The 26,066-nt window shown below is 74.2% G+C and carries 16 protein-coding genes; 3 read left to right on the top strand and 13 right to left on the bottom strand.

Going from position 1 to position 26,066, the window contains the following annotated elements; all coding sequences use genetic code 11:
- Positions 1-75 precede the first annotated feature (75 nt).
- Positions 76-948, top strand: coding sequence for a RecB family exonuclease (locus CLV72_RS14215; RefSeq protein WP_106245836.1), 873 nt, complete (start codon positions 76-78; stop codon positions 946-948).
- 63 nt (positions 949-1,011) lie between these two features.
- Here CLV72_RS14215 and CLV72_RS14210 read toward each other — a convergent pair whose 3' ends face one another.
- Positions 1,012-1,302 (bottom strand): hypothetical protein, encoded by a 291-nt coding sequence (locus tag CLV72_RS14210; RefSeq protein WP_106245833.1) that lies wholly within the window; start codon positions 1,300-1,302, stop codon positions 1,012-1,014.
- Positions 1,303-1,641: 339 nt separating this feature from the next.
- Between CLV72_RS14210 and CLV72_RS14205 the strand changes: the two genes are divergently transcribed.
- Positions 1,642-3,060 carry a threonine/serine exporter family protein gene (locus CLV72_RS14205; RefSeq protein ID WP_106245831.1) on the top strand — a complete coding sequence of 473 codons (1,419 nt, stop codon included), beginning with the start codon at positions 1,642-1,644 and terminating at the stop codon, positions 3,058-3,060.
- Between the two features lie 77 nt (positions 3,061-3,137).
- On the opposite strand, the gene CLV72_RS14200 is transcribed toward CLV72_RS14205, so the two are convergent.
- From CLV72_RS14200 to metH, 7 genes are all read right to left on the bottom strand, one after another.
- Positions 3,138-5,090 carry an ABC transporter ATP-binding protein gene (locus CLV72_RS14200; protein ID WP_106245829.1) on the bottom strand — a complete coding sequence of 651 codons (1,953 nt, stop codon included), beginning with the start codon at positions 5,088-5,090 and terminating at the stop codon, positions 3,138-3,140.
- Positions 5,091-5,208: 118 nt separating this feature from the next.
- The gene (locus CLV72_RS14195) at positions 5,209-6,216 is read right to left on the bottom strand and encodes an ABC transporter permease (RefSeq protein ID WP_106245827.1); all 1,008 of its coding nucleotides are present in this window, start codon (positions 6,214-6,216) and stop codon (positions 5,209-5,211) included.
- Positions 6,217-6,304: 88 nt separating this feature from the next.
- The gene (locus CLV72_RS14190; RefSeq protein WP_106245825.1) at positions 6,305-8,083 is read right to left on the bottom strand and encodes an ABC transporter substrate-binding protein; all 1,779 of its coding nucleotides are present in this window, start codon (positions 8,081-8,083) and stop codon (positions 6,305-6,307) included.
- 74 nt (positions 8,084-8,157) lie between these two features.
- Positions 8,158-9,180, bottom strand: a complete 1,023-nt coding sequence (locus CLV72_RS14185; protein ID WP_106245823.1) for an ABC transporter permease — start codon at positions 9,178-9,180, stop codon at positions 8,158-8,160.
- A gap of 525 nt (positions 9,181-9,705) precedes the next feature.
- Complete coding sequence (locus CLV72_RS14180; protein WP_106245821.1) at positions 9,706-10,209, bottom strand: cellulose synthase; 504 nt, start codon at positions 10,207-10,209, stop codon at positions 9,706-9,708.
- 83 nt (positions 10,210-10,292) lie between these two features.
- Complete coding sequence (locus tag CLV72_RS14175) at positions 10,293-11,018, bottom strand: HAD family hydrolase (RefSeq protein WP_245930191.1); 726 nt, start codon at positions 11,016-11,018, stop codon at positions 10,293-10,295.
- Positions 11,015-14,488 carry a methionine synthase gene (gene metH, locus CLV72_RS14170; RefSeq protein ID WP_106245818.1) on the bottom strand — a complete coding sequence of 1,158 codons (3,474 nt, stop codon included), beginning with the start codon at positions 14,486-14,488 and terminating at the stop codon, positions 11,015-11,017. Before metH ends, CLV72_RS14175 begins: the two co-directional genes overlap by 4 nt.
- A 238-nt stretch (positions 14,489-14,726) precedes the next feature.
- On the opposite strand from metH, the gene CLV72_RS14165 reads away from it, so the two are divergent.
- A complete protein-coding gene (locus CLV72_RS14165) occupies positions 14,727-15,581 on the top strand; it encodes a PAC2 family protein (RefSeq protein WP_106245816.1) in 855 nt (284 codons plus the stop codon).
- Between the two features lie 12 nt (positions 15,582-15,593).
- Here the strand turns inward: CLV72_RS14165 and CLV72_RS14160 are convergent, their stop codons facing one another.
- Genes CLV72_RS14160 through CLV72_RS14140 form a run of 5 tightly spaced genes read right to left on the bottom strand, consistent with a single transcriptional unit; the run spans position 15,594 to position 26,053 of the window.
- Entirely contained in the window at positions 15,594-17,426 is a 1,833-nt protein-coding gene (locus tag CLV72_RS14160; RefSeq protein WP_146159452.1) for a hypothetical protein, read from the bottom strand.
- A gap of 10 nt (positions 17,427-17,436) precedes the next feature.
- Positions 17,437-19,359, bottom strand: a complete 1,923-nt coding sequence (locus CLV72_RS14155; protein ID WP_106245812.1) for a P-loop NTPase family protein — start codon at positions 19,357-19,359, stop codon at positions 17,437-17,439.
- A gap of 7 nt (positions 19,360-19,366) precedes the next feature.
- The gene (locus CLV72_RS14150; protein ID WP_106245809.1) at positions 19,367-20,479 is read right to left on the bottom strand and encodes a protein kinase family protein; all 1,113 of its coding nucleotides are present in this window, start codon (positions 20,477-20,479) and stop codon (positions 19,367-19,369) included.
- Positions 20,476-22,833, bottom strand: coding sequence for a hypothetical protein (locus CLV72_RS32210; RefSeq protein WP_106245807.1), 2,358 nt, complete (start codon positions 22,831-22,833; stop codon positions 20,476-20,478). Before CLV72_RS32210 ends, CLV72_RS14150 begins: the two co-directional genes overlap by 4 nt.
- Before the next feature lie 52 nt (positions 22,834-22,885).
- Entirely contained in the window at positions 22,886-26,053 is a 3,168-nt protein-coding gene (locus tag CLV72_RS14140) for a tubulin-like doman-containing protein (protein WP_106246960.1), read from the bottom strand.
- Positions 26,054-26,066 lie beyond the last annotated feature (13 nt).

The following is a 26,066-nucleotide window of genomic DNA, read 5'->3' as shown; positions in this document are numbered from 1 at the left end:
GGCTCTGACCGCGGGGGTGTGTTCGTGTCCGGGCCCGGTCCGCGCTGTCGGCGGCGTCCCCTAGAGTCCTGTGGCATGACCGAGGACGCACCGCCGGCCAGGGGCCCGCTGATCACCGGGCTGTCGCCGTCGCGGGCGGCCGACTTCATGCAGTGCCCGCTGCTGTACCGCTTCCGGGTGGTCGACCGGCTGCCCGAGCGGCCGAGCGCCGCGATGGTGCGCGGCACCCTGGTGCACGCCGTGCTGGAGCGCCTGTTCGACCTGCCGGCTCCCGAGCGCACCCCCGAGCGGGTCGGCGCGCTGCTGGAGCCGGAGTGGGAGCGGGTCAGGGGCGAGGACCCCGCGCACGCCGAGCTGTTCGAGGGTCCCGGCGACGAGAAGGCGTGGCTGGCGGAGGCGGGGCGGCTTCTGGACCGCTACTTCACCATGGAGGACCCCACCCGGCTCGAACCGCGCCGCCGGGAGCTTTTCCTGCAGGCCGACATCGGCGAGGGGCTGAAGCTGCGCGGCTACATCGACCGCCTCGACGTCGCCGCCACCGGCGAGGTGCGGGTGGTCGACTACAAGACCGGCCGGGCGCCCCGGCCGGAGTTCGAGTCCTCGGCCGTGTTCCAGATGCGCTTCTACGCGCTGATGCTGTGGCGCAGGCACGGCCGCATCCCCCGGCTGCTCCAGCTCATGTACCTGGGCGACGGCGAGATCCTGCGCTACTCCCCCGACGAGGCCGATCTGCTGGCCACCGAGCGCAAGGTCAGGGCCGTGTGGCAGGCGATCCGGCAGGCCGCCGACAGCGGCGACTGGCGGCCGCGCCGGTCCCGGCTGTGCTCGTGGTGCGAGCACCAGGCGCACTGCCCGGAGTTCGGCGGCAGCCCGCCGCCGCTGCCCGACGCGGTGCTGCTGCCGGTGGTCGACGCCTCCGGGCCGCCGGCCGCGCCCGAACCGGCCTGAGCGCCGCCGGCCCGCCCGAGCGGGCCCCGGCGGCGTCCGGCCGGCCGGACACCGCCGTCCGGGTCACCAGCGCGCGAAGCGCGCCACCAGCCCGGCCAGCCCGAAGTAGACCAGCGCCGCGATGCCCCAGTTGACCAGGTAGTCCATCGCCCGCTCGTCCTGGGGGAAGAGGTCGTGGAACGGGGTCGCGAAGAACCGGCCGATGTCCAGGATGACCGAGACGATGACGTTGCCCTCGTTCACTCCGATGAGCACCAGCAGGATGCCGAGCACGATGATCGCGCCGATCAGGGCGAGGACCGAGCCCACGATGCCGCCGACGGACCCACCGAGGGTCCGGGTCCTGACCGCCATGTCATTCGCCTCCTCATCGACATGAGCTTGCTTGGACTTTGCCTCCAGCGGGAAGGGCCAAACGCGGTACGGCGTTGACAACACGGGCACCACCGCTGTGACCTGCGGTTCGGCCGCGGGCACGAGCGGGCTCGCCCTCGTGCGGGAGCACAGGCTCCGGCACGGTGAGCGAGCCCACACCCCGGCGGGCCGCCCCCGCGGCGCCACCGGCCAACCCCCGGCGGCGGGCGGGCGTCTCACCCGGGGATCACACCGCCGGCCGCGTCGCGGCGCCGGTCCGGCACCGCCCCGCCCCCATGCACACGCGCGCGAACAAGCGAGGAGGCGTCGAGCGCGCCCATGTCCCAGCAGCTCCGGCGGCCCGCACCGGCGGCCGCACGCACCCTGTGGCACCGGCTCCAGGAGTGGAACCTCATCCGGCTGTCGGCCCCGCACGACGGCGGGCCCGACCTGACAGAGGACGAGCAGCTCGAACTGCTCGACAACCGCGCGGTCGACCTGATCCTGCGCGTCGGCGAGCTGCTGCTGGCCAGCGGGGAGTCCACCGAGTCCGTCACCGAGGCGATGCTGAGCCTGTCCGTCGCCTACGGGCTGCCGCGCTCGGAGGCGTCGGTGACCTTCACCGCCATCACCCTGTCGTGCCACCCGCGCGGCCAGGCCACCCCCATCACCGGCGAGCGGGTGGTGCGGCGGCGCAGCCCCGACTACACCCGGCTGACCCAGCTGCACGCCTTCGTGCAGGAGGCGGCGCTCGGGCTGGTCGACCTGGACGAGGCCTTCACCCGGCTCCGCCAGATCAAGAGCGGCCGCCCCGACTACCCGCGCTGGATGGCGGCGGTGGGGCTGGGCGGTATCGCCGCGTCCGCGAGCGTCATGGTCGGCGGCGGCGCGCTGGTCGCCGCGGTCGCGTTCCTGGCCACCATCGTGGGCGACCGCGTGGGCGCGCTGCTGGGGCGCCGCGGCATCGCCGAGTTCTACCAGCTGGTCGCGGCCGCCGCGATCAGCTCGCTGTTCAGTGTGCTGCTGCTGATCAGCGGCCTGGAGGTGTACTCGGCGGCGGTGGTCGTCGGCGGAGTCATCGCGCTGCTGCCCGGGCGGCCGCTGGTCGCCAGCGTGCAGGACGGGATCGCCGGCTCCTATGTGAGCGCGGCCGCCCGGCTGCTCGAGGTCTTCTTCGTGGTGACCGCGATCGTCGCCGGGCTGTGCGTCACCATGTACGCCGCCATCCGGCTCGGCGTGCCCGTCGACGTGGACCAGCTGCCGCGGGTGCACCCGGGCCTGGCGGTGGTGCCGCTGCTGGCCTCCATGGCCATGGCGCTGTCCTTCGGCCTGAACCTGATGGCGCCGCGCCGCACCCTGCTGTTCACCACCCTGGGCGGCGGGCTGATCTGGACGGGCTACGTGGTGCTGCGCCTGCTCGACCTGCCCCCGGTGGCGGCCACCGCCTTCGCCGCCGTGCTGCTGGGTGTCGTCAGCCACCTGGTCGCCCGCTGGACCCGCACGCCGCCGCTGGTCTACCTGGCCCCGGCCATCGCCCCGCTGCTCCCCGGCAGCATGCTCTACCAGGGCGTCATCGACCTCAACCTGGGCGCCCCGTCGGCCGGCCTCCTCGGCCTCGCCCAGGCCGTCTTCGTCGCCCTCGCCCTGGGCGCCGGCGTCAACTTCGGCGGCGAGCTGATCCGCGCCTTCTACCGCGGCGGCTGGATCGGCACCGGCTTCGCCCGCCGCCCGGCCGCCCGCCGCACCCGCGGCTACTGAGGGGCCCGGGCGGCTGCTCACGGCTCCGCGCCGCACCGTAGCGGTGGTGCGGCGCGGACCCGGTTGCGGCGGATCGGCTACGCGCTCACCGCCGGGTCGGTGGACTGCTGGCGGAGGCGGGCGCGTTCGGCGCGGCGGTGGCGGGCCTCGTCGGGGTTGAGGACCGGGGCGGCGGCGAGGAGCTGCTTGGTGTAGGGGTGCTCGGGGGACTCGTAGACGGAGTCGCCGTCGGCCATCTCGACGATCTTGCCCTTGCGCATGACGGCGACGCGGTCGCTGACCTGGCGGACGACGGCGAGGTCGTGGGCGACGAAGATGAGGGTCAGGTCGAAGTCGTCCTGGAGCTGGGACAGGAGCCGCAGCACCTGGTCCTGGGTGGAGACGTCCAGGGCGGACACCGGTTCGTCGCAGATGATCAGCTTGGGCCGCAGGATGAGCGAGCGGGCGATGGCGATGCGCTGGCGCTGGCCGCCGGAGAAGGCGTGCGGGAAGCGGTTGTAGTGGTCGGGCTCCAGGCCGACCCGGTGCAGGAGGTCCTGGACCTGGCCCTTGACCTTCTTGCTGTCGCGCTCGCCCTGCACGCGCAGCGCGGCGCCGATGCTGTCGCCGATCGTCATCCTCGGGTTCAGCGAGGAGTACGGGTTCTGGAAGATCATCTGGATGTCGCGGCGGAGCGGGCGCAGGGCGCGGTCCGACAGCCGGGTGATGTCGCGGCCCTCGAAGACGATCGAGCCGGAGGTGGGGGTGAGCAGCCGCATGATCATGCGGGACAGGGTGGTCTTGCCGCTGCCGCTCTCCCCCACGATGCCGAGGGTCTCGCCCTTGCGCACCTCGAAGGAGACGTCGTCGACGGCGTAGAAGTCGGTGGCGCGGCCCAGCAGGCCGCCGCGGATCCGGAAGCGCTGCCTGACGTTGCTGACCGTCAGCAGCGGCTCGCCGGCGCCGACCCCGGCGGTGGCGCCGGTGGAGGCGGGCGCGGCGGACGGGCCCGCCGCCGTCGTGCCGGAGGCGCCGGGCGCGGGGCCCGCCGGCTCGGCGGCGGCACCGCTCGCGGTCGCCCCGGTCGCGGTCGGCTCGGACGGGCCCGGCTCGGCCGGCACCGCGGGCGCGGCGGTCTCCGCCGGCCGTGCGCCGGCGGCCGCGGCCGCCTCGCGGTCGGCGCGGTTGGCGGCGCGCCGCTCGGCGCGGGAGACCTCGACGCGGGGCACGGCCGCGAGCAGGGCCTGGGTGTAGGGGTGCTGCGGCGAGCCGAGCACCTGGTGGACGGTGCCCTCCTCGACGGCCTTGCCCTTCTGCATCACCAGGATGCGCTCGGTGGAGCCGGCCACCACGCCGAGGTCGTGGCTGACCAGGATGAGCCCCATGCCGGTGTCGGCGCGCAGGTCTTCGAGCAGGTCCAGGATCTGGGCCTGGACGGTGACGTCGAGGGCGGTGGTGGGCTCGTCGGCGAGCAGGACCTTGGGCTCGCAGACCAGGCCCATCGCGATCAGCACCCGCTGGCGCATGCCGCCGGAGAACTCGTGCGGGTAGGCGCGCACCCGCCGGGCGGCGTCGGGAATGCCGACCCGGTCCAGCGCCTCGACGGCCCGGACGCGCGCCTGGGCGGCGCCGGCGCCGGTGTGGGTGCGGTACGCCTCCACGATCTGGTCGCCGATGGTGAACTGCGGGTGCAGCGAGGACATGGGGTCCTGGAACACCATGGCGATGTCGTTGCCGCGCATGGCGCGCACCGCGGCGTCGGACGCGGAGACCACGTCGACGCCGACCACGTCGATCTCGCCGCTGATCCGGGCGCTGGTGCCCCGGTGCAGGCCCATCAGGGCCAGGGAGGTGGCGCTCTTGCCGGAGCCGGACTCGCCGACGATGCCCAGCGCGCCGCCGGGCGGCAGCTCGAAGGAGAGTCCGTCGACCGCGGTGACCGTGCCGTCCATCGTCGGGAACTCGATGGTCAGGTCACGCACGCTCACGACGGGGACGCCGCTCTCGGCGGACCGTCCGGCCGCCGGCTGTGCCGGCTCCGCTGGGTTCATAACCCGCCTACCTCCGGTCGGGGTGCCCGTCATCGCCGGGCCGCTGCTCGTTGCGTTTCGCTTACTAGGATGCGTCCGGTCGGGGACCGGATCGCACGCGGGCGCTCGGCCGCGCGCGTCAGATCCTGACCCGGGGGTCGATCCACGCGTACAGCAGGTCGACCACGAGGTTGGCCAGCACGATGAAGACCGCGCCCACCAGGGTCACGCCGAGGATCACCGGCAGGTCGCTGCTGGCGATGGCCACCACGGCGTAGCGGCCGATGCCGTTGAGCGAGAAGACCTGCTCGGTGACGACCGCGCCGCCCAGCACAAGGCCGAGGTCGAGGCCGAAGATGGTGAGGATCGGGGTGAGTGTGGGCCGCAGGCCGTGCTTCATCACGACCCGCCGCTCCGGCAGGCCCTTGGCCCGCGCGGTGCGGATGTAGTCCTCGCTCATCGTCTCCAGCATGCCCGCCCGGGTGAGCCGCGCGTACAGGGCGGCGTGCAGGAAGGCGAGGGTGAACCAGGGCAGCACCAGGTGGTAGGCCCAGTCGGCGGGGCTCTCGGTGAAGGGCACGTAGCCGACGTCGGGGAAGATCCCCCACTGGTAGCTGAGGAAGGCCAGCGCGATCAGGCCGGTGAAGAAGATCGGCAGCGAGACGCCGCCCAGGGCGACGCCCATGGCGACGCGGTCGAACCAGCTGCCCTTCTTGATGGCGGAGACGACGCCGACGCCGATGCCGGCGATCAGCCAGATGACGCTGGCGCCGATGGCCAGCGAGACGGTGACCGGCAGCCGGTCCAGGATGGTCGGCCAGACCTCGGTGTAGTCCTGGAACGAGTAGCCCAGGCAGGGCGCGTTGCACTCCACGATCTGGCGGCCGAAGCGGTACTCGGCGCCCATGAAGATGCCCCGGACGAACTCCCAGTACTGCAGCGGGATGGGCTCGTCCAGGCCGAGGCGGTCGATGGTGGCCTGGATCGCCTCAGGGGTGGGTGCCCGGCCGACGTACATGGCGGCCAGCTGCTCGGTGGTCCGGCCGGCCAGCCGGGGCACGATGTAGAAGATCGCGAACGTGACCAGGCTGATGATGGCCAGGAGCAGGACGCCCGCGCCGAGCCGGCGAAGAATGTATGCAAGCATCGGGGCCGGCTGCGATCGGGGCCGCCGTCCGCCGGACGGCGGCCCCGATCACTGCCTTCACCTGCCTTATCTCAACTCGGGATGGTCGTTATTCCTGCGCGTCCGGGTCGATGCCGATCGACATGTAGTCGTACATCGCGTAGCCGGAGTGGAAGTAGACGTTCGTCAGCCGCTCCGGCCGGTACAGCACCGAGCGCTCGAACACCACCGGCAGGATCGCGGCAGAGTCCATCACGAGCTGGTCGATCTGGGTGTAGATCGCGGCCTGCTCCTCGGGGTCGGTGACCGTGGCCACCTCGTCGAAGAGCGCGTTGATCTCCGGGTCGTCCAGCTCGGGCAGGTTGCTGTTGCCCGCCGGGACGATGGCGTCGCCGTCGACGATGCTGCTCATGAACCCGTAGCCGGTGGGCCAGTCCGGGATCCAGCCGTAGACCATCAGGCCCATGTTGTTCTCGTGCACGAAGTCCGGCGAGCCGGCCTGCGTGTTGGTGTAGGTGTCGGCCGGATAGCCCATGATCTCGGTCTCGATGCCCACGCGCGCCAGCGACTCCTGCAGCGCCTCGGCGGTGGCCACGTCGGCGGGCCGGTCGCTGCGCACGCCCAGGCCCATCTCGAAGCCGTCGGGCTGCCCGCACTCCTCCAGCTGCGCCTGCGCCGCTTCGAGGTCGCCGGTGTTGTCCTCGCCGGCCGGGTACGGATTGATGCTCGGGTCGTGGCCGGGGATCGCCGGCGGGATGATCTGGGTGGGGATCGCACCGCCGGTCTCACCGCCCCAGGCGCGCTGGAGGGCGTCGTGGTTGGCGGCGTACTGCACCGCGCGGCGGCAGGCGACGTTGTCCAGCGGCTCGACCACCGTGTTGACGGCGACGTAGCGCAGCGCGCCGGTCTCGCCGTTGTCCAGGAACGGGCGCTGGCGCTCGTCGTTGAGGGCGGTGCCCTTCTGCGCCGGGCCCAGGCCGGTGCCGCCGAGGTCGATGTCGACGTCGCCGTTCATCAGCTGCTGGTCGATGTCGTTCTGGTCGATGTTCGGGGTGAACTCGATCCGGTCCGGCAGCGCGCTGCGCACCGGGTCGGTGGTCGGGTCCCACTCGGGGTTGCGGATCATGTTGAACTGCTCGCCCGGCTGGTAGGAGTCCTCGAACATGTACGGGCCGCTGGAGACCACGTTCGCCTGGTACTGCTCGCCGGTGTCCTCCTCGGCCGGAACCGGGGCGGTCTGCGGGATCATCATCAGGTACGGGAAGTCCGAGAACGGCTCGTTGAGGTGGAAGACCAGGGTGTAGTCGTCCGGCGTCTCGATGCCGTCGAAGCCCGCCAGCGGGTCGTCCTCGGCGCCCTCGGCGTAGGGGCCCTCGTAGTCCTCGCTGTCGGCCAGCAGCTGCGCGAAGTAGGTGGGGCCGTTGGGCAGCCGGGCCTCGCCGTAGTTGCTGCGGGCGATGGCGTACTTGATGTCCTCGGCGACGATCTCCTCGCCGTTCTCGTACCGCAGGCCCTGCTGGAGCTCGACGGTCCAGGTGAGGCCGTCCTCGCTCACCTCGGGCGGGGCGGCGGCGAGGTCGGGCTGCAGCTGGGTGCTGGCGGTGCCCGGCTCGCTGGTGTAGGCCATCACCGTACGGGCGTAGAACCGGGTGAAGTTCCAGTTGTAGCCGTAGTAGGTGTTGCCGGGGTCCGTCGACTCGATGTCGGAGGACATCGCGAAGCGCAGGGTGCCGCCGGGCTCCTCGGAGGGGTTCACGACCTCGGTGAGGCCCTGGTTGAACTCCACCTCGGCGCCGCCGCCACCGCCGCCCCCGCCGCCACCGCAGGAGGCGAGCGCCATGGAGCCCGCCGCGGCGAGCGCCGCGACGCTTAGCCATCGTTTTCTCATTGTGTGCCTTTCTCGCGATCCGCGGTACGCGGGGATTGTTCCGCCCGCCGGTGAGCAGTGATGGGTGCGGGTGCTCACTGGCTTCGGGGGTCGAGTGCGTCGCGCAGGCCGTCACCCAGCAGGTTGAAGGCCAGCACCGTGATGAAGATGGCCAGGCCCGGGATCACGACGAAGTGCGGCGAGGTGGTGTAGGTGTTCAGCGCGCTGGCGAGCATGCCGCCCCACGAGGGGGTGGGCGGGTTGATGCCGACGCCGAGGAAGGACAGCGACGCCTCGAAGATGATGTTCGTCGGGATCAGCAGGGTGGAGTACACCAGGATCGGCGCGACGAGGTTGGGCAGCAGCTCGCGGAAGAGGATGTGGCCGCTGCCGGCGCCCAGGCTGCGGGCGGCGTCGACGAACTCGCGCTCGCGCAGCGACAGGGTCTGCCCGCGCACGATCCGGCCGATGTAGGGCCAGTTGAAGAAGCCGATGATGAAGATCAGCACGGCGACGCGCAGTGAGTTGCCCTCGAGGCCGAAGGAGCCGTCGGGGATCACGCCGGCCAGGGCCATCGCGAAGAGCAGCAGCGGGAAGGCCAGGAAGATGTCCATGGCCCGGCTGATCAGGGTGTCGACCCAGCCGCCGAAGTAGCCGGCGACGATGCCCAGGACCGAGCCGATGACCACGCACAGCAGGGTGGCGCCGAAGGCGACCAGCAGGGAGATCTGCGCGCCGTAGACGATCCGGCTGAACAGGTCGCGGCCGTTGACCGGCTCCAGGCCGAGCAGGTGCTCGGCGCTGATCCCGCCCCAGGGGTCCAGGCCGGAGGCCGGGTCGGCGGGGTCGCGCAGGGCGCCGCCGGTGAGGGGGTCGATCAGGTCCTGGTGGTACTGGGTGGGCGGCGCGCCGAAGAGGGCGGTCAGCACGGGCGCGAGCAGGGCGATCAGGATCAGCACCAGCACGACGATGCCGCCGCCCATGGCGACCTTGTCGCGCTTGAACCGCTGCCAGGCGATCTGCCCGAGGGAGCGGCCCGCGGTGTTGCGCACGCCTTCGAGCATGGCCTCCGGCTCTGCCGGGGCACCCGCGCTGGACACATCGGGTGGCGCGGTCATTGCACAGACTCCCCCTGGTTGGTGGCAGTCACCGTCCCGGCGCGGAGTCGTCCGCACGAGAGATGGCGCCCTTCAGGCCGACAGGTCATCGGACATGACGGGTGCGAGCACACGTCTGACCACCCGTGAGGTACACGGGTATACAGAACCGGAAATTTACGGCTTATCCATACAGGCTTTGACCAGATCCTACGGGTCGGCCGCAAGTCGTGGCCGAATCGTAATATCCAATCCTCGACGGCAGGGATATCGCCGCACTTAACGATCGTTCACGGGAGTAACCGTACGGCAACCTTTTCACCTCGATTCGCGTTACGTCCCGGGGAGTGCACTGACGTGCGGTCAGAGCACGATCACCCATGGTAAGCAGGGCGTCCGCGCAAAGGGAGAAGGCCCGCCGAGTGGTACTCGACGGGCCTTCGCCGCGATTTCGCGGCAGCGCGCACACCGCGCGGCGCGGCCGCGGCGGGCGGACGAATGGAGCAGCCGGGACGGACCGGCCGAAAAGCGCCGGCCGCCCGGCCGCTACTGGATTCCCCGCTTGCGCAGCAGGCTTTCGATGTCGTCCAGGTCGAGGTCGTCGGAGTCCCCGGCGGCCGGCTTCGCGGCGGAGCGGCCCCGGGCGATCGGCACGGTGTCGCCACCCCCCTGCGGCACCGCGCCGCGGCCCGACGGCCTGCCGACCGGCTTGTCCGGCGCCTTGCCGCCCCCGCGCGCCGGAGCGCCGCCCCGACCGAGGCGGCGCAGCAGCGCGGAGAGGAACCACAGCAGCACCGACAGCCCGGCCAGCCCCACCCCGGCCCACGCGATCGGCGACAGGATGGTGCGCACGAACAGGTCGACCACGCCCGCGCCGAACTCCCACAGCAGCGACGCGACCCCCGTCAGCGCCGCCGCCAGCGGCAGCAGCGACCACGCCAGCACCCGGGTGCCCGCGGCGGCCCCCCGCCGCCGCCAGACGACGAAACCCGCGACCACACCGATGACGGTGAGGGTCGCCCCCAGCGGAATCCACGAATCGAACGGCATGCACCCAGTGTCGCACCGCGGCGGCCGCTCCGGCATCGGGCCGATCCCGGAATCCGCCCCCTAGGGTGCGGCCGGCGGCCGGCTCAGCCCGCCGCGCCGTCCCAGCCGCGCACCAGCTCGCGCAGCCACTCCAGGTCGATCTCGGTGAGCGAGCCGACGACGACCCGGCCGGGCGCCGGCGGGATGTGCAGCAGGCTCGGCACGGCCACCGTGACGCAGCCGGCCGCCTGGCCGGCGTTGACGCCGTTGAAGGAGTCCTCCAGCACCACGCAGCGGGCGGGGTCGACGCCCAGCCGGCGCGCCGCCGTCAGGTACGCCTCGGGGTCGGGCTTGTTCGCGGCGACCTCGTCGCCGGCGATGGTGAGGTCGAAGTGGTGGGCGCCCAGGGTCTCCAGCGAGGCGGTGAGCAGCCTGCGGTGGGTGGAGGTGACCAGCGCGGCCGGCACCCCGGCGGCGCGCACCTCGGCCAGCAGCTCCGCCGCACCCGGCATCAGCCGCACCTCGTCGTGGCGCAGCCGCCGCTCCATGGCGTCGGCCAGCCGCCGCATCACCGCCTCCTCGGACTCCGAGGCGCCGGTCAGCTCGATGATGTAGCGGGCGGCGCCGCGCGCCGAGCCGCCCACCAGCATCTCCTGGTCGGCCTGCGACCACGACCCGCCGAGCCCCTCGGTGACCTCCCGCTCGGACTCGAACCACAGCCGCTCGGTGTCGATCAGGGTGCCGTCCATGTCGAACAGCACGGCGGCCAGTTCGCCCGCGCCGGAACCCGGCTGCCGGACGGGGACGAGGGAGTCGGGGAGAGTGCTCACGCGTTGAAGTATTTCGCCTCAGGGTGATGCACGATGATCGCGTCGGTGGCCTGTTCGGGAACGAGTTGGAACTCCTCGGACAACTCCACCCCCACCCGCTCCGGGCGCAGCAGCTCCATGATCTTGGCGCGGTCCTCCAGGTTCGGGCAGGCGCCGTAGCCCAGCGAGAAGCGGGCGCCCCGGTAGCCGAGCTTGAAGAAGGCGTCGAGCTCGTCGGGGTCGTCGCCGCCGAAGCCCAGCTCGGCCCGGACCCGGGTGTGCCAGTACTCGGCCAGCGCCTCGGTGAGCTGCACGGACAGGCCGTGCAGCTCCAGGTAGTCGCGGTAGGCGTTCTTGGCGAACAGCTCCTGGGTGGCCACGCTGATCCGGCTGCCGACCGTGACGACCTGGAAGCCGACGACGTCGGTCTGCCCGGACTCGCGCGGGCGGAAGAAGTCGGCCAGGCACAGGTGGCGGTCGCGGCGCTGCCGGGGGAAGGTGAAGCGGGTGCGCTCGCCGCCGTCGGCGTCCAGCACCACCAGGTCGTCGCCCTCGCTGACGGCCGGGAAGTAGCCGTAGACGACCGCCGCCTCCAGCAGCCCCTCGGTCTGCACCCGGTCCAGCCACATCCGCAGCCGGGGGCGCCCCTCGGTCTCGACCAGCTCCTCGTAGCCGGGGCCGTCGCCGCGCGAGCCCTTCAGCCCCCACTGGCCCATGAAGGTGGCCCGCTCGTCCAGGAAGGCGGCGTACTCGGCCAGCGGGATGCCCTTGCTGATGCGGTCGCCCCAGAACGGCGGCTCGGGCACCGGGTTGTCGACGGCGACGTCGGAGCGGGCCGGCATCCGCTCGGGCTCGGTGACCTTGAGCTTGGCGCCGCCGCTCACCCGGCGCCGGCGCAGCGGCGGCAGCGCAGCGCCGTCGACGCCCTTCTTGACCGCCATGATCGCGTCCATCAGCCGCAGCCCCTCGAAGGCGTCGCGGGCGTAGCGGACCTCGCCCTTGAACAGCTCCGCGAGGTCCTGCTCGACGTAGGCGCGGGTCAGCGCGGCGCCGCCCAGCAGCACCGGGAAGCGCTCGGCGATGCCGCGGGAGTTCATCTCCTCCAGGTTCTCCCGCATCACCACGGTGGACTTCACCAGCAGCCCGGACATGCCGATGACGTCGGCGCGGTGCTCGGCGGCGGCGTCCAGGATCGCCGAGACCGGCTGCTTGATGCCGAGGTTCACCACGTCGTAGCCGTTGTTGGACAGGATGATGTCGACCAGGTTCTTGCCGATGTCGTGGACGTCGCCCTTGACGGTGGCCAGCACGATGCGGCCCTTGGAGCCGTCGGCGTCGTCGGACTTCTCCATGTGCGGTTCGAGGTGGGCGACGGCCGTCTTCATCACCTCGGCCGACTTCAGCACGAACGGCAGCTGCATCTGGCCGGAGCCGAACAGCTCGCCGACGACCTTCATGCCCTCCAGCAGGGGGTCGTTGACGATCTCCAGCGCGGGGCGCTGCCCCAGCGCCTCGTCGAGGTCGGCCTCGATGCCGACCAGCTCGCCGTCGATGATCCGCCGCTTCAGCCGCTCCCACAGCGGCAGCGCGGCCAGCTCCTCGGCGCGGCTGGCGCGCAGCGCGGTGGCGTCGACGCCCTCGAACAGCTCCAGGAAGCGCTGGAGGGGGTCGTAGCCGGGGCGGCGGCGGTCGTAGACGAGGTCGAGGGCGACCTGGCGCTGCTCGTCGGGGATCCGGTTCATCGGCAGGATCTTGGAGGCGTGCACGATGGCGGAGTCCAGGCCGGCCTGGACGCACTCGTGCAGGAAGACCGAGTTCAGCACGATGCGCGCGGCGGGGTTCAGCCCGAAGGAGACGTTGGACAGGCCCAGGGTGGTCTGCACCCGCGGGTGGCGGCGCTTGAGCGCGCGGATGGCCTCGATGGTCTCCAGGGCGTCGCGGCGGCTCTCCTCCTGGCCGGTGGCGATGGTGAAGGTGAGGGTGTCGACGATGATGTCGTCGGGGCGCATCCCCCAGTCGTCGGCCAGGGCGCGGATGGTGCGGTCGGCGATGCGCACCTTGTCCTCGGCGGTGCGGGCCTGCCCCTGCTCGTCGATGGCCATCACGACCACCGCGGCGCCGTACTCGCGGACCAGCCCCATCACCTTGGTGAAGCGGGAGTCGGGGCCGTCGCCGTCCTCGTAGTTCACCGAGTTGATGACGGCGCGGCCGCCCAGCCGCTGCAGGCCGGCCTCCAGCACCTGCGGCTCGGTGGAGTCCAGCATGATCGGCAGGGTGGACGCGGTGGCGAGCCGCGAGGCCAGCTCGGCCATGTCGCGCACGCCGTCGCGGCCGACGTAGTCGACGCACAGGTCCAGCATGTGGGCGCCGTCGCGGATCTGGTCGCGGGCGATCTCCACGCAGTCGTCGTAGCGCTCGTCCAGCATCGCCTCGCGGAACAGCTTGGAGCCGTTGGCGTTGGTGCGCTCGCCGATCGCCAGGTAGGAGGTGTCCTGCCGGAAGGGCACGCTCTGGTACAGGGAGGCGGCGCCGGGCTCGGGGCGGGGCCGCCGGGGCGCGACCTCTCGGCCGCCGACCCGCTCCACGGTCTGGCGCAGGTGCTCGGGGGTGGTGCCGCAGCAGCCGCCGACCAGGCTCAGCCCGAACTCGGCGGTGAAGCCGTCGTGGGCGTCGGCCAGCTGCTCGGGGGTGAGCGGGTAGCGGGCGCCGTCGGAGCTCAGCTCGGGCAGGCCCGCGTTGGGCATGCACGACAGCGGCAGCCGGGAGTGGTTGGCGAGGTAGCGCAGGTGCTCGCTCATCTCGGCCGGGCCCGTGGCGCAGTTCAGGCCGATCATGTCGATGCCCAGCGGCTCCAGCGCGGTCAGCGCGGCGCCGATCTCCGAGCCCAGCAGCATCGTGCCGGTGGTCTCGATGGTGACCTGGGCGATGACGGGCACGTCGCGGCCGGAGGCGGCGACGGCGCGCCGGGCCCCGATGACCGCCGCCTTGGTCTGCAGGAGGTCCTGGCTGGTCTCGACCAGGATCGCGTCGGCGCCGCCGTCGATCAGCCCGGCCGCGCACTCCTGGTAGTAGTCGCGCAGCGAGGCGTAGGGGGCGTGGCCGAGGGTGGGCAGCTTGGTGCCGGGGCCCACCGCGCCGAGCACGTAGCGGCCCCGCTCGGGGGTGGCGTAGCGGTCGGCCACCTCGCGGGCCAGCCGCGCCCCCGACTCCGCCAGCTCGCGGGTGCGCTCCTCGATGCCGTACTCGCCGAGGTTGCCGAGGTTGGCGCCGAAGGTGTTGGTTTCGACACAGTCCACGCCGACCGCGAAGTAGGCGTCGTGGATGGCGCGCACCACGTCGGGCCGGGTGGCGTTGAGGACCTCGTTGCAGCCCTCGTGGCCCTCGAAGTCGTCCAAGGTGAGGTCGTAGCCCTGCAGCATGGTCCCCATCGCCCCGTCGGCGACCAGGACCCGGGACCCGATGACATCACGCAGCGGCGGTGCAGAGCTCATGGTTCACAACCTTAGCCAGTCGACCGATCCGCTAACGCGACACTCCGCGTCCCCTATTCCGCCGAGGGCGTCGCCGCCCGCCCCCCTCGGCGCCCCCCGGAGCGGCCCGCAGCCTCTAGGCTGGGGGCACGGGAATACCCGTCCGGGCGGCCGCGCTGCACCTGCAGGCGTCCGGGCAGGGCCGACGGGGTCCGCACCCCGGGGCCCGCGGTGGTGACAGACGGTGGAGGGCGGCGCGTTGACCCAGTTCGAAGGCGTGGCTGAGCTCGTAGAGCCGGTGATGATCGCTGCCTTCGAGGGGTGGAACGACGCGGGCGAGGCGGCCAGCGGGGTCATCGACCACCTCGCCGAGGTCTGGCAGGCCCGCCCGCTGCTCGCCCTGGACCCCGACGACTACTACGACTTCCAGGTGCACCGCCCCGACGTCGAGATGGTCGACGAGAACACCCGCCGCATCACCTGGCCCACCACCCGGCTGTCGGTCGCCCGCGCCCCCGAGAGCGGCCGCGACCTGGTCCTCGTGCGCGGCATCGAGCCGAACATGCGCTGGCGCGGCTTCTGCGGCGACCTGCTGAACATCGCCCGCGAGCTGGGCGTCCACCAGATCGTGCTGCTCGGCGCGCTGCTCGCCGACGCCCCGCACACCCGGCCCGTCCCGGTCAGCGGCTCCGCCTCCGACCCGGCGCTCGCCCGCAGCCTGAACCTCGACATCACCCAGTACGAGGGCCCCACCGGCATCGTCGGCGTCCTGCAGGAGACCGCCGCCCAGGCCGGCATGGAGGCCATCTCGCTGTGGGGCGCCATCCCGCACTACGTCGCGCAGCCCCCCTGCCCCAAGGGCTCGCTGGCCCTGCTGCGCCGCGTCGAGGACGTCCTGGACCTCGCGGTCCCCCAGGGCGACCTCCCCGAGCAGGCCAGAGCCTGGGAGCGCGGCGTCGACGAACTCGCCGCCGAGGACTCCGAGATCGCCAGCTACGTACGCAGCCTCGAAGAGGCCAAGGACGCCGCCGACCTCCCCGAGGCCAGCGGCGAGGCCATCGCCCGCGAGTTCGAACGCTACCTCCGCCGCCGCGGCCCCTCCGGCGAGAAGTAGCCGGCGGCGCGGTCACCGCAGGACCACCAGCATGACCACCACCCCGAGCACCAGGCCGAGGGCGAAGGCGATGGCGAGCGGCGCCCACGGCGGCAGCGCGCCGAGCAGGGTCGCGGGCGGGCCGGGATCGGGTCGCGGCGGCGGGGCGAGGCCGGCGAGGTCGTAGCGGTCGTGGCCGATCAGCCAGCGGGGGCCCACGGCGGCGGCCACCTCGTGGCGCCAAGCATCCGCCGAGCCCGGTGCGGTGCGTGCCGGGCCGTTCGCGTCCGACCTGGTCGGCACCTGTTCGAGGAGGACTTCCACCAGTTCGTCCACGGCTTTGGGATCGCCCAGCAGGTCGGTGATCTGCTCGCGGATCGAGGGGTCGGACGTGCTCGGTGCGACGCAGTAGTCCACCAGCACCCGGAGGTCGTCCTTGGCGCGTTCGGGGCCGTCGTGGGGGTCGGCGTCGGTGTGCAGGGCGACCAGGCGGTGGCCGTGGAAGGCGTTCGCGAAGAGCGCGGACCTGGCCCTCTCGCGGTCGTCGCCCTCCTGGAACCACTGCGGCCGGGCGGCGCGGCGCCGGAACTCCGCCATCACCTCGGTCAGCCGCTCCTCGGTGGCGGCGGCCTCCAGCTCGGCCAGCAGCGCCTCGATCCGGGGTTCGCGACGCGGTGCCGGTGCGCCGCTTGGCGGTTGGTAGGGGGCGGCGGACGGCACGGACGGGGCCGGTTCGGGCGGGCCGGGCCACGGCTGGACGCCGGGGTGGAGCCGCGGGTCCTGCGGCGGGGCGCTCTCGGCGGGCTCCGCGGCGGCCGGTGGGGCGGTGCCGCGGCCCGGCCAGCCGGGCGGGCGCCATCCGGTGGTCTGCGCGGGCCGGTCCATGTCCGGCGGCTGCGGGGCCTGGGCGGCGGAGCTGCGCGCCCGCTCCAGCCAGCCGCGCAGCGCGGCCTGCCGGTCCTCCCAGCGCGCGCCGGCGAGCACGCCGTGCTCCTCCAGGCGGCCGCGCAGCCCGTCCGCTCCCTGGGCGCGGTAGCACTCCAGCAGCAGGTCCGCGATCTCGGCGCAGTCGTCGGCCCTGGGGTCGGGCGAGCCCAGGTCGAGCGGGCGGCGCCGCTCCTGGCCGAAGTCCGAGGGTGCGGCGGCCGCCGACGGGACGGGCCTGAAGTCGATGTGCGGTGCGAGCCGCGCGCCGTCGCGGCCGCCCGCCTCGAAGGTGGAGAACGACCAGGACCAGCCGGGCGGGCCCGCGACGCCCGCCGGCGTGAGCACGTCGCGCAGCAGCCGGTACAGGCCCCACAGCAGCGCCGGCTGCGCCTCGGACTCCCCCGGTGCCACCACGACGCTCAGCGGGCGCCCGGGTGCGCGCAGCACCTCGGCGACCAGCCTGCCCAGCCGCGGCTGGGCGGCGGTCATCGCGTCGAGCCGCTCCGCGGGCGTCAGGTCGCCGCGCAGCGCGTCCAGGTCGACCGGGGCGAGCGGATGGCTTTCGGCCGCCCGCTCCGGCCGGTCCCACCAGCCCGCGGCCGCCAGCCCGAGCGCGTAGGCGGGCGTCAGCACCGGACGGGGGCCGATGAGGGCGTGCGCACTGGCGCCGCGGCCGTCCGCGCGGTCCCCCGGGCGCCGGTGCAGCACGACCGCGTGTCCGTCCTCGAAGTTCCTGAACCACAGGCTCGGCGGGCCGGCCGGGGTGCCGGACACGAGCGCGTCCTTCAGCCGCAGGTGCCAGCCCTGGTTCGTGTCGCGGTCGGGCAGCGAACTCGCCACCGGACCCATCCCCTGCCCGCCGAGGAGGTTGCGCTCGCTCCACCGGAACACGAGCTGCTGCGCCTCGCGACCGGCCGTCGCGCGCTCGGGTACCCGCACGCCGCCCATCTCAGCGCCCGACCCGTCGGGCTTCGTCGGAGCGCAGCACCCCGGTCATCGCCAGCAGCGCGATCAGGGGTTCGAGCACGCGCTGCGGGCGCACTCCGCGCGGGTACACGTCGCTGTCGTCCTTGGCCCCGCCGGTCGCCGAGGTGACGTGCAGGGTCACCCGCTCGATCTCGGCGTACGGTTTCAGCCACGGGCGCGCGCGCTCGTCATGGTGGAGGTAGGCGTAGAGGTCCTCGCTCTCCTCCAGGATGCCCGCGCTGTCCAGTGCGGCGGCCCGCCTGCGCAGCCACTTGTCCACCGGGTACTCGAAGCGCAGCTGGTCGGCCTTGGTCAGCACGAGCGCGGCGGCCTTGATCCTGGTCTTCGGCACGTGGTTGAGCACGGTGGTGAAGGCCCGGTCGCCGAGCGCGGCCCCCGAGAACTGGTCGGGGTCGATCGCGAACAGCAGCGCGTCGACATTGTCGAGGTAGGTCTTCTCCGACGCCGACGCGTGGGTGCTCAGCTCCTCCCCCGCCACGTCGAAGAAGGCGACGGCGCGCGGCGCGTGGCCGGGGACGGTGACCAGCAGTCCGACCTCGAAGCTCATCTTGCCCTCGTCGGTGCGCCGCAGCACCTTCCCCTCGGCGAGCAGCGGGGTGACCTTGGTGAGCAGGAAGGTCTCGTACCGCTCGGGGTCCAGCGGTTCGATATTCGCCTCGACCGAGGTCAGCTCGCCGCGTTCGATCGCGCCGATCATGGCCGCGAGCAGGTGCGTCTTGCCCGCGCTCGACGCGCCGATCAGCGCGATCCGCACCGGGTCGCCGCCGACGTAGGCCCGGGGCAGGAAGTGCGTCGGCTGCTGGTCGCCCGTGTTCGGGCACTGCACGTAGGCGTGCTTCAACTGCTGTTCGCGCTGGTCCGCGTTGAGGTTGGGCGGCAGTTCCAGCTTCTGGTAGCGGTCGACCTTCCACTGGAAGAGCTGGGCGCCCTCGAGGCCGATGGTGCTCAGGCAGATCGGGCACTGGGTGCTGGTCGGCGGGGTCACGGGACGTGCGTCCTCCTCTGCTGGGGGCGGCGCGGGAAAGCCGAGGACGGCCGGCCCGCCCCACAGGTCGAGCACGGCGTCGGCGCGTGCGGCCTCGTCGGAACGCGCCAGGACGCCGTGGCCGTCGAGCAGCCCGCGCAGCCCGACGGCGCCGTGGTCGATGAGGTAGGTGGTGACGAACGCCGCCGCGCGCCGGGCGCGCACTCCCGCCCGCCGGGTCGCGGCCGCGTCGGAGAAGGCGATCCTGGGCGTGCGGCCGACCGCGCCCAGCCCGGCCAGCTGGCGGGGGCTCACCGCGGTGGCGAAGGTGGCCGGGTCCGGGTCCGCGGTGCGTTCGGCCAGCGAGGTGAGCAGGTTGAACAGGTTCCACAGCACCGCGACGGGGTCCGGGCCGGCCTTGGCGAGCACCGGCTCGCGCGGCGCTTCGAGCAGGCGGGCGAACAGCTCCACCGTCCGCTCCACACAGGCCGCGGCGCCCGCCCGCCGCTCCACGTCGGTCCGCCCGGCCGCGGCGAGGGAGTGCAGCGCGGAGCCGCCGGGCGGCAGCACCCTGCGCGCCCCCGGCGGACGCTCGGCCAGCCTCGCCCAGCCCGCGTCGGGCTGGATGAGCGCCAGCCGCCAGGTCACCACGCCGGCCGGTCCCGACAGCACCTGGGCGGCCGGGTCGGTCCGGCTCCCGGCCGCGGCGTCCACGTGCACCACCGCCGTCTCGTCGCCGGACAGCGCCAGGCGGTGCAGTCCGGCCAGCTCGCGCGGGTCGGTGTCCAGCAGCGGGGCGAGGGCCTCCGCCAGCCGCCGCACCGGCGCGTCGCCGAACATCGACGTGGCGACGGGCCCGAAGCCGGCGGTGCCGAGCAGGTCGCGGCCGCTGCGCTCGTACAGGGTGCGGTGCACGGTCATCACCGACTCACCTGGCCAGCAGCAGGTAGGCGACGACCGCGCCGGCGGCCAGTACGACGATCACCACGCCGATCGGCAGCCACAGGCCGGGCGGGGACGGTTCGAGCGGGCCGGACGTCCCGCCCGACTCCCCCTGGCTCCGCGCGGGGCCGGGAGGCGGGACGGTGTCCGCCCGGGGCCGCGCCCCGGCGACCGGCTCGGGTTCGCCGAGCTTGTTGCCGCGCAGCCGGCGGAACGCGGCCCGGTCCTTGGCCAGCTCCTCGCCGACGGTGACGCGCACCGGCGCGACCCGGGGGGCGATCCGCTCCAGCAGCGTCGCGGCGGTCGGCCGCTGCGCGGCCGTGCCGGCGAACACGGCCTGGTACCGCTCGGCGAAGTCCGGATGCTCGCTCAGCGGCAGCCGGGTGAAGGCGCCGGGGTCGTGGCCGTGCAGCGCCTGGAATAGGACCAGCCCGGCGCTCCACACGTCGTCGCGGGGGTCGGCGAAGCCGACGCCGTCGCGCTGGTCGGGGCTGGCCCAGGGCTTGACGCCCACCGGGGTGCGCGGGGTGTCGGCCACGGTCGCCCGGCTGAAGTCGCACAGCTGCACGCGGCGCAGGTCGGCGTCCCACCGCACCGTGGCCGGGCTGACGGCGCGGTGCACCACGCCGGCGGCCGCCGTCCACGCCAGCGCCTCCAGCAGGCCGCGCTGGAACTCCATACGCTCGTCCTCGAACAGCGCCCGGCGGTCGAGCAGCGCGGCCAGCGGTTCGCCGATGTAGGGGTCGAGCAGCGCGAACGGGTTCCCGGGGGCGTCGCCGTAGCCGACGAGCCGGCTGAGCACGGCCGGGTGCCCGTCCGCACCGGAGCGCTGGACGAGCCGGGCCAGGCGGACACCCGCCAGGATCTCGCCGTCCAGCTGCTCCAGGGCCCGCATCCGCTCGCGCGGGCTCGGGTCCTCCGGCATCCGCAGCTGCATCAGCAGCCGCTCGCTGCCCTGCTCCCGCACCAGCCGGCGCCGCAGCGAGCTCGCCGGCGGGGAGACCAGCTCCCCGACATGCCTCACCTTGCGGGTGATCTCGACGCTCGCGTCGTCCGCCCTGAGGTAGCGCAGCTCCTCCTCGGCGATCGGCTGGGTCATCGCGGGTAGTCCTCCTCGGCCGGCGTGATGGCGGGTTCGGCCTCGGCGCCTCGGGCCGGTTCGACGGCGGAGGGCGGCGGGCCGGCCCGGTCCGGGCCGGGCTCGGCGGCGGCCGGCACGGCGGCGGGGCCGGGCTCGGCGGCCGACTCGGGCGGCGGCGCGGTGTCGTCGGCGGTCTCCCACACCGACTCCACGGTGCCCGCGCGCAGCGGGACCAGCCGCAGCCGGCCGGCGAAGCGGCCGGACTCCGTCCACACGGTCTCCCCGGGCGCGGCCGGCCGGCCGCGCCCGGCCGCGCCCCGCGCCGCCCGCATTGCCGACCGGGTGGCCCGCGGCGCGAAGCCGACCGCCCGCATGCCCTCGCGCGAGGTCGTGAGCAGGTTGAGGCTGGCCGGGTCGCACAGTTGCAGCATCAGCCCCTCGGGCGGCTCCCACAGCGACGCGAGGGTGTCGTCCAGCCGCCAGGCCGACTCCGGCAGCGCGGGCCGCGGCTCGTCGGGGTCCACGAAGCCGGGCGGCTCCTGCAGGCCCCGGTCGCGCACGTGCCGCTCGTACTCGGCGAGCAGTCCGGCGGTGCGCTCCCGGATCGGGGCGTGCACGTCGCCGGCCGCGCCGCCGTCCAGCAGGTCCCACGCGGGCCGCAGGGCCCGGCCGACCAGCCGGGCCAGGTCGAACCTGACCACGGGGTCGAGCCGGCCGGCCTCGCCCGCGCCCGGCCGGGCCGCGGGCAGCTCCTCGGCGAAGCGCGACAGGGCGCCGCCCGCCGCGCCGACGGCCCCGGCGAGCATGCGGGCGCCGTCGGCGGTCCGCCGCCGCGCCCCCGCGCTCGCCCACTCCGACCAGGCGGCCGGCAGCAGGCGGCCGCCGACCGCCTCGGCCGCCGCCTCGGCCGTGCGCAGGGCGGCCCCGGCCGTCCAGCGGCGCAGCAGCGAGCGCCAGTACCCCAGCAGCCCTCCGGCGGCCAGCCCCAGACCGGCGGCCAGCGCGAACCCGATGACCAGCGGCTCCGGCGCCTGCCACCCGGCCGCGGCGCCCAGCCCCGCCCCCGCGGCCACACCGAGCGCGACGGCGCCGCCGTGGCCGAGCAGCAGCGGGGCCGCGGACGGACCGCTCCCCAGCCGGGTGAGCACCAGTCCCATCGCCAGCACCCACAGCACGGCCACCAGGCCGCCGCTGAGCAGCCCGGGCGGTCCCGGCAGCGCCGCCACCGCCGCTGACGCGAAGGCGAGCACCAGCGCGGCCGACACCGGGGCCGGCCGGGGCGGCGGCTCGGGGCGCAGCAGCGCGTCCACCATGCCGGGCGGGATTTCGCCGCGCAGCCGCGAGGCGTACACGGCGCCGGTGCTGGGGGCGACCCTGTTGGCCAGGCCGTTGAGGCCGGCGCCGATGTCGGGCAGCGTCATCCCGGCCGCGAGCTCCCGGTCCACCCGCTCGCGCAGCGCCGCGGCGGTCCCACGCGGGTCGTCGTCCGCGCGCACGCCCGGGTCCAGGGCGCGCAGCCGCGCGGCGCGCTCGGCCGCCGGCAGCGCCTCCAGCCGGGCGCATTCGTCCGCGGCGGCGTCGCGGTAGGCGGCCAGCGCCGTACCCGCGGCCGGCAGCAGCTCGGTGGCGATCACCGCCGGGGTATCGGGCCCGAACAGCCCGCGCCAGGTGCCCGCGGCCGCCAGCGCCGACCCGGCGTCGGCCGCGGCGTCCTGGAAGGCCCGCCGCCGCCCGGCCGCCAGCGCGGGCTCGCGCGGCAGCGCGCCCGCGGCACCCCCCGGGGCCGCGTCGGAGCCGGGGCGCGGCCCGCCCGAGGGGCGGGTGAGCGCCGCGGCGGCGCGGGCGAGCGCGGCGGTCAGCTCGTCATAGCCGGGCGAGGCCGCCGCCCAGCGCAGCCCCGGGCAGGCGACGCCCTCGGGCAGCTCCTCGCCGAGCCGGCTCACCTCGTCGAAGACCTCGGGCTGCCCGAGCAGGTCGACCAGCAGCGCCAGGCCCGCGCCCGAGCCGGGCTCCACCCCGGGGTAGGGGACGGCGGCGCCGGGCGGGTCCGCCGCCCAGCCGATCCCGGTCGGGTCGTCCACCCACAGGATCGTGCTGCCCCGGGTCGGGTTGAGCAGCTGCGGCCGCAGCAGGCCGCGGCCGGCGGCCAGCCGCTGCGGGCCGCCGACCGCGACGCACACCACGCGGTCCACCCGGCCGCTGGTCAGGATCCGCTCGTACACCCGCTGGCGTCCGGGCAGCAGCGAGGTGTCGTCGAGCACCAGGGCCCGGCGCGAGTCGGTGAGGCCGCTGCCGGGGCCGACCGCGCGGTCGACCGCCGCCAGCGCGGCCTCGGTGCCCGCGCCGCGCAGGTCGAGATGGTGGACGTTCACGGGGCGCCCCCGGCGGGGTCCGCCTGCCCAGCGCGCGGGGCGGCGGCGCGGCTCACCATCCCGGCTCCGTCCCGCGCTCGCGCTCCGGCGGGAAGGCCGACTGCTCGAGCGCGAGCAGGTTCGACCTGATCGGCATGGTGGCGCCCTCGAACTCCCGGCGCAGCGCGGCGGGCAGGGTGGTGCTCCAGAACTCGCGCAGCTGGTGGGCGCGGTGCGCCTGGCCGGGAGGCAGCTCGTCGACCAGCCGCTCGACCTGCCGCGCCTCCTCGTCGGCGATCATCCGCAGCACCCGGTAGGGCTCGGCGGGCGGCACCGGCCGCGTCTCCACCCCCTCGGGCAGCTCCATCATCAGCTGCTCGCAGAACTGCCGGGTGATGCCGTCCTCCCCGTTGAACACCCAGGTCTCGTAGGCGCGCAGCAGGCTGCCCCACGACGACGCCCGGTCCAGCGGGCTCAGCCGCAGCGGCATCGCCACCCCGCCGCCGAGCACGAAGCGCACCTCCGAGGGGGAGCGGGGATCGCCCTCGATCTTGGCCCTGCCGTTCCACAGCGCGTTGAGCATCCGGTGCAGGATGCGCTGCCGGTGCTCCTCGGTCGTGGCCAGGTAGCCGAAGTCGTAGCCCAGGCGCTGCCGCCAGCGCAGGTAGTCCTGCGGCTGCTGGCGGGCGAGGGCGTCCGACCACAGCCGCATCACCTCGCGGACCTCGCGCACCTCGGTGACGCTCATCGAGGAGCGGAACAGCACGACGCTGATCGACTCGGCCGCCGTCGGCCGGTATTCGTAGGTCATCCGGGCGTCGCGCGGCAGGTTGACCGCCTGGGAGAGGTACTGCTCCACCCGGGGGCTCACCTCGGGCGCGTGGTAGGTGACGAGGATCTTCAGCGGGCCCGCGCCCTGCGGGCTGTACCCGGCGGGCAGCAGCCCGGCGAGCTGGGCCTCGAACCGGTTGACGTCGGCGTCGTCGACGGAGTGGTCCCCCTGGCCCGCGGCCTGCGCGAGCAGGTGCGACAGCTGCGGGAGCAGCGGGGTGCGCGCCGGCCCGGGATTGCGCAGGAACTGCTTGATCTCGGTCTTCAGCCGCTCGCGCAGCGCGGCGACGGCCGCCGCGGGCGAGCTGTCCACGGCCCGCTCGTACAGCCGGCGCCAGCCCTCGTCGCCGAGGATGTCGCCGACGAGGTCGGCCTCGTTGGAGTTGGGGCGCAGTCGGCTCACCGCCACCCGCGCCTCGATCAGCCGGTCCCGCACCCGCCGGTAGAAGGGCTCCAGGTTGTCCCCCGTCGGCGGCAGCAGGTAGGAGATGCCGGTGCGCGGCCGGTACAGCTCCCTGGACTTCTGCTCGAAGCGGTCGTGGTCGGCGCGGGCGTGCTCGACGAGCGCTTCGGTCAGGCCGGTCACCTCGGCCTCCAGCTGGGCGGCCGCGCGGTTCCAGCGCGCCGCCGCCGCGCTCCACGCCTCGCCCCAGGCGACGTGGCTCTGCCACAGGAACCAGGAGTCCTGCGCGGCGCGGGTCTGCACCACCGCCGGGTCGCCCCAGCGCGCCTTGACCACCCCGCCCATCCGGTCGCGGACCTCGGGGATCCCCGGCGGCGCCTGGCTGAGGCCCTGCGGAGGCGGCGGGGCGGTGCGCCGGTAGTTGAGCATGCCGACGACGCCCATGCGGTCGACCTCGTCGGTGGCGGCCGGGTTGCCGAGCACGGTCCGGCGGACGCGGAACGGGTCGGCCTTGCCCATCAGGGTGCGCACGGCGACCCGGTGGTCGAAGCGCGCCGCCAGCTCGGGGGCCTCGCGCGACAGCCGCTCGCGCAGCGCCTGGAGGCTGCGGCGCATCGCGTCGCCCCGGTCGAACAGCGCCGAGGTGATGTCGCGGGCGCCGTGCGCGGGCTGCGGCTCGGCGAAGTCGATGCCCGTCCTGGCCAGCAGCGGGTTGAGGTTGGCCAGGGTGAAGAACTCCTCCAGCAGCACCCGGTTGGACTCCGCGGCCCCCGGGGACTGGCTCATCTCCTCCACGGCCGCGCGCAGCAGCCGGGCGCCGACGATGTCGGACAGCTCGTCCACCGGGACCGTCATGGAGGCGACCAGCGCGGTGGAGACGCCGCGGTTGCCGATGCCGGACTCCGCGGGCACCTCGCGCTCGGCCTGGCTGTTGATGAAGCTGTCGGCGAAGGACTGGTGGGTCTCGTCGGCCGGCCGCTCGCCGTCGCCGGCGGCGGAGTCCAGGTCGGCGCCGGCCAGCGACAGGATCAGCGAGACGACACTGCGGTGCAGGTCCTCGCGCTCGGCCCCCGGCGGCCGGGAGAACAGGAAGGCCGTCTGCATGGTGGCGGGGCTCAGCTCGACCCGCCCCTCCCTGGGGTAGCGGACCGCGACGTCGTCGGGGTGGTGCTCGGTGGTGGCGCCGAGCAGGTCCAGCGAGGCGCCGCCGGTGTTCTGGCTGTCCACGAGGCGGAAGATGTCCAGCAGCGCGCGCCCGGCGTTGAGCCGGGCGAAGCGCCCGCCGCCGCGCCCGTCGTCGAAGGCGGAGGGCATCAGCACCAGCGGATAGATCTTGACCCGCATGCCGACCTGCTCGAAGGTGCGGCCGACCAGGTGGATGTAGTCGTAGAAGATGCCCGCGCCGGTGCCGCCGGCCACCGAGAAGGCGACGAACACGTCGCACGACACCGGCGGCCGCCCGCCCAGCACCTGCAGGTCGGGGCCTGAGGTGGACAGGCGGCCGATGGCGTCGTGCAGGGGGCCGATGGCCGGGCCCACTCCGTGCCGGAAGGTCTCGAACAGCGCGGCCCGGCCCACCGTGGGGAACTGCCCGGCGCCCCGGTCCAGCGGCGACACCCGCGGTTCGCCGTTGCCGGGCGGCAGCCAGGGGGCGACGACCTTGTCGGCGCTCAGCCGCAGGCTGCGCGCGACCTCGGGGTAGGTGTAGGCGGCCGGGACGAGGTCCCTGACGTAGTGGGCGGTCTGCTGGGCGGCGGCGATGTGCTGCTCGCCCGGTACCACCCGGCGCGGCAGCCGGTCGAGTTCGGCCCGGTTGACGTCGGCGTAGACGAACTGGAGCGCGGCGGGCAGCTGGTACGGCAGCAGGTTGCCGCCGGGGTGGCGCCGGGCGAACTCGCTGCCGTCGGGGCCGCACAGCTCCTCGCGCAGTCGGCGTTCGAGTTCCGCGCCGATCAGGCAGCCGGTGCCGCCGAGGCCCAGGAAGAGCATCGGCTGGAAGAGCTTCATGGTCACAGGTGCG

The organism is Allonocardiopsis opalescens, from assembly GCF_003002095.1.
Taxonomy (GTDB): Bacteria; Actinomycetota; Actinomycetes; order Streptosporangiales; family Streptosporangiaceae; genus Allonocardiopsis; species Allonocardiopsis opalescens.
This window is presented reverse-complemented; position numbering and strand designations above follow the sequence as displayed.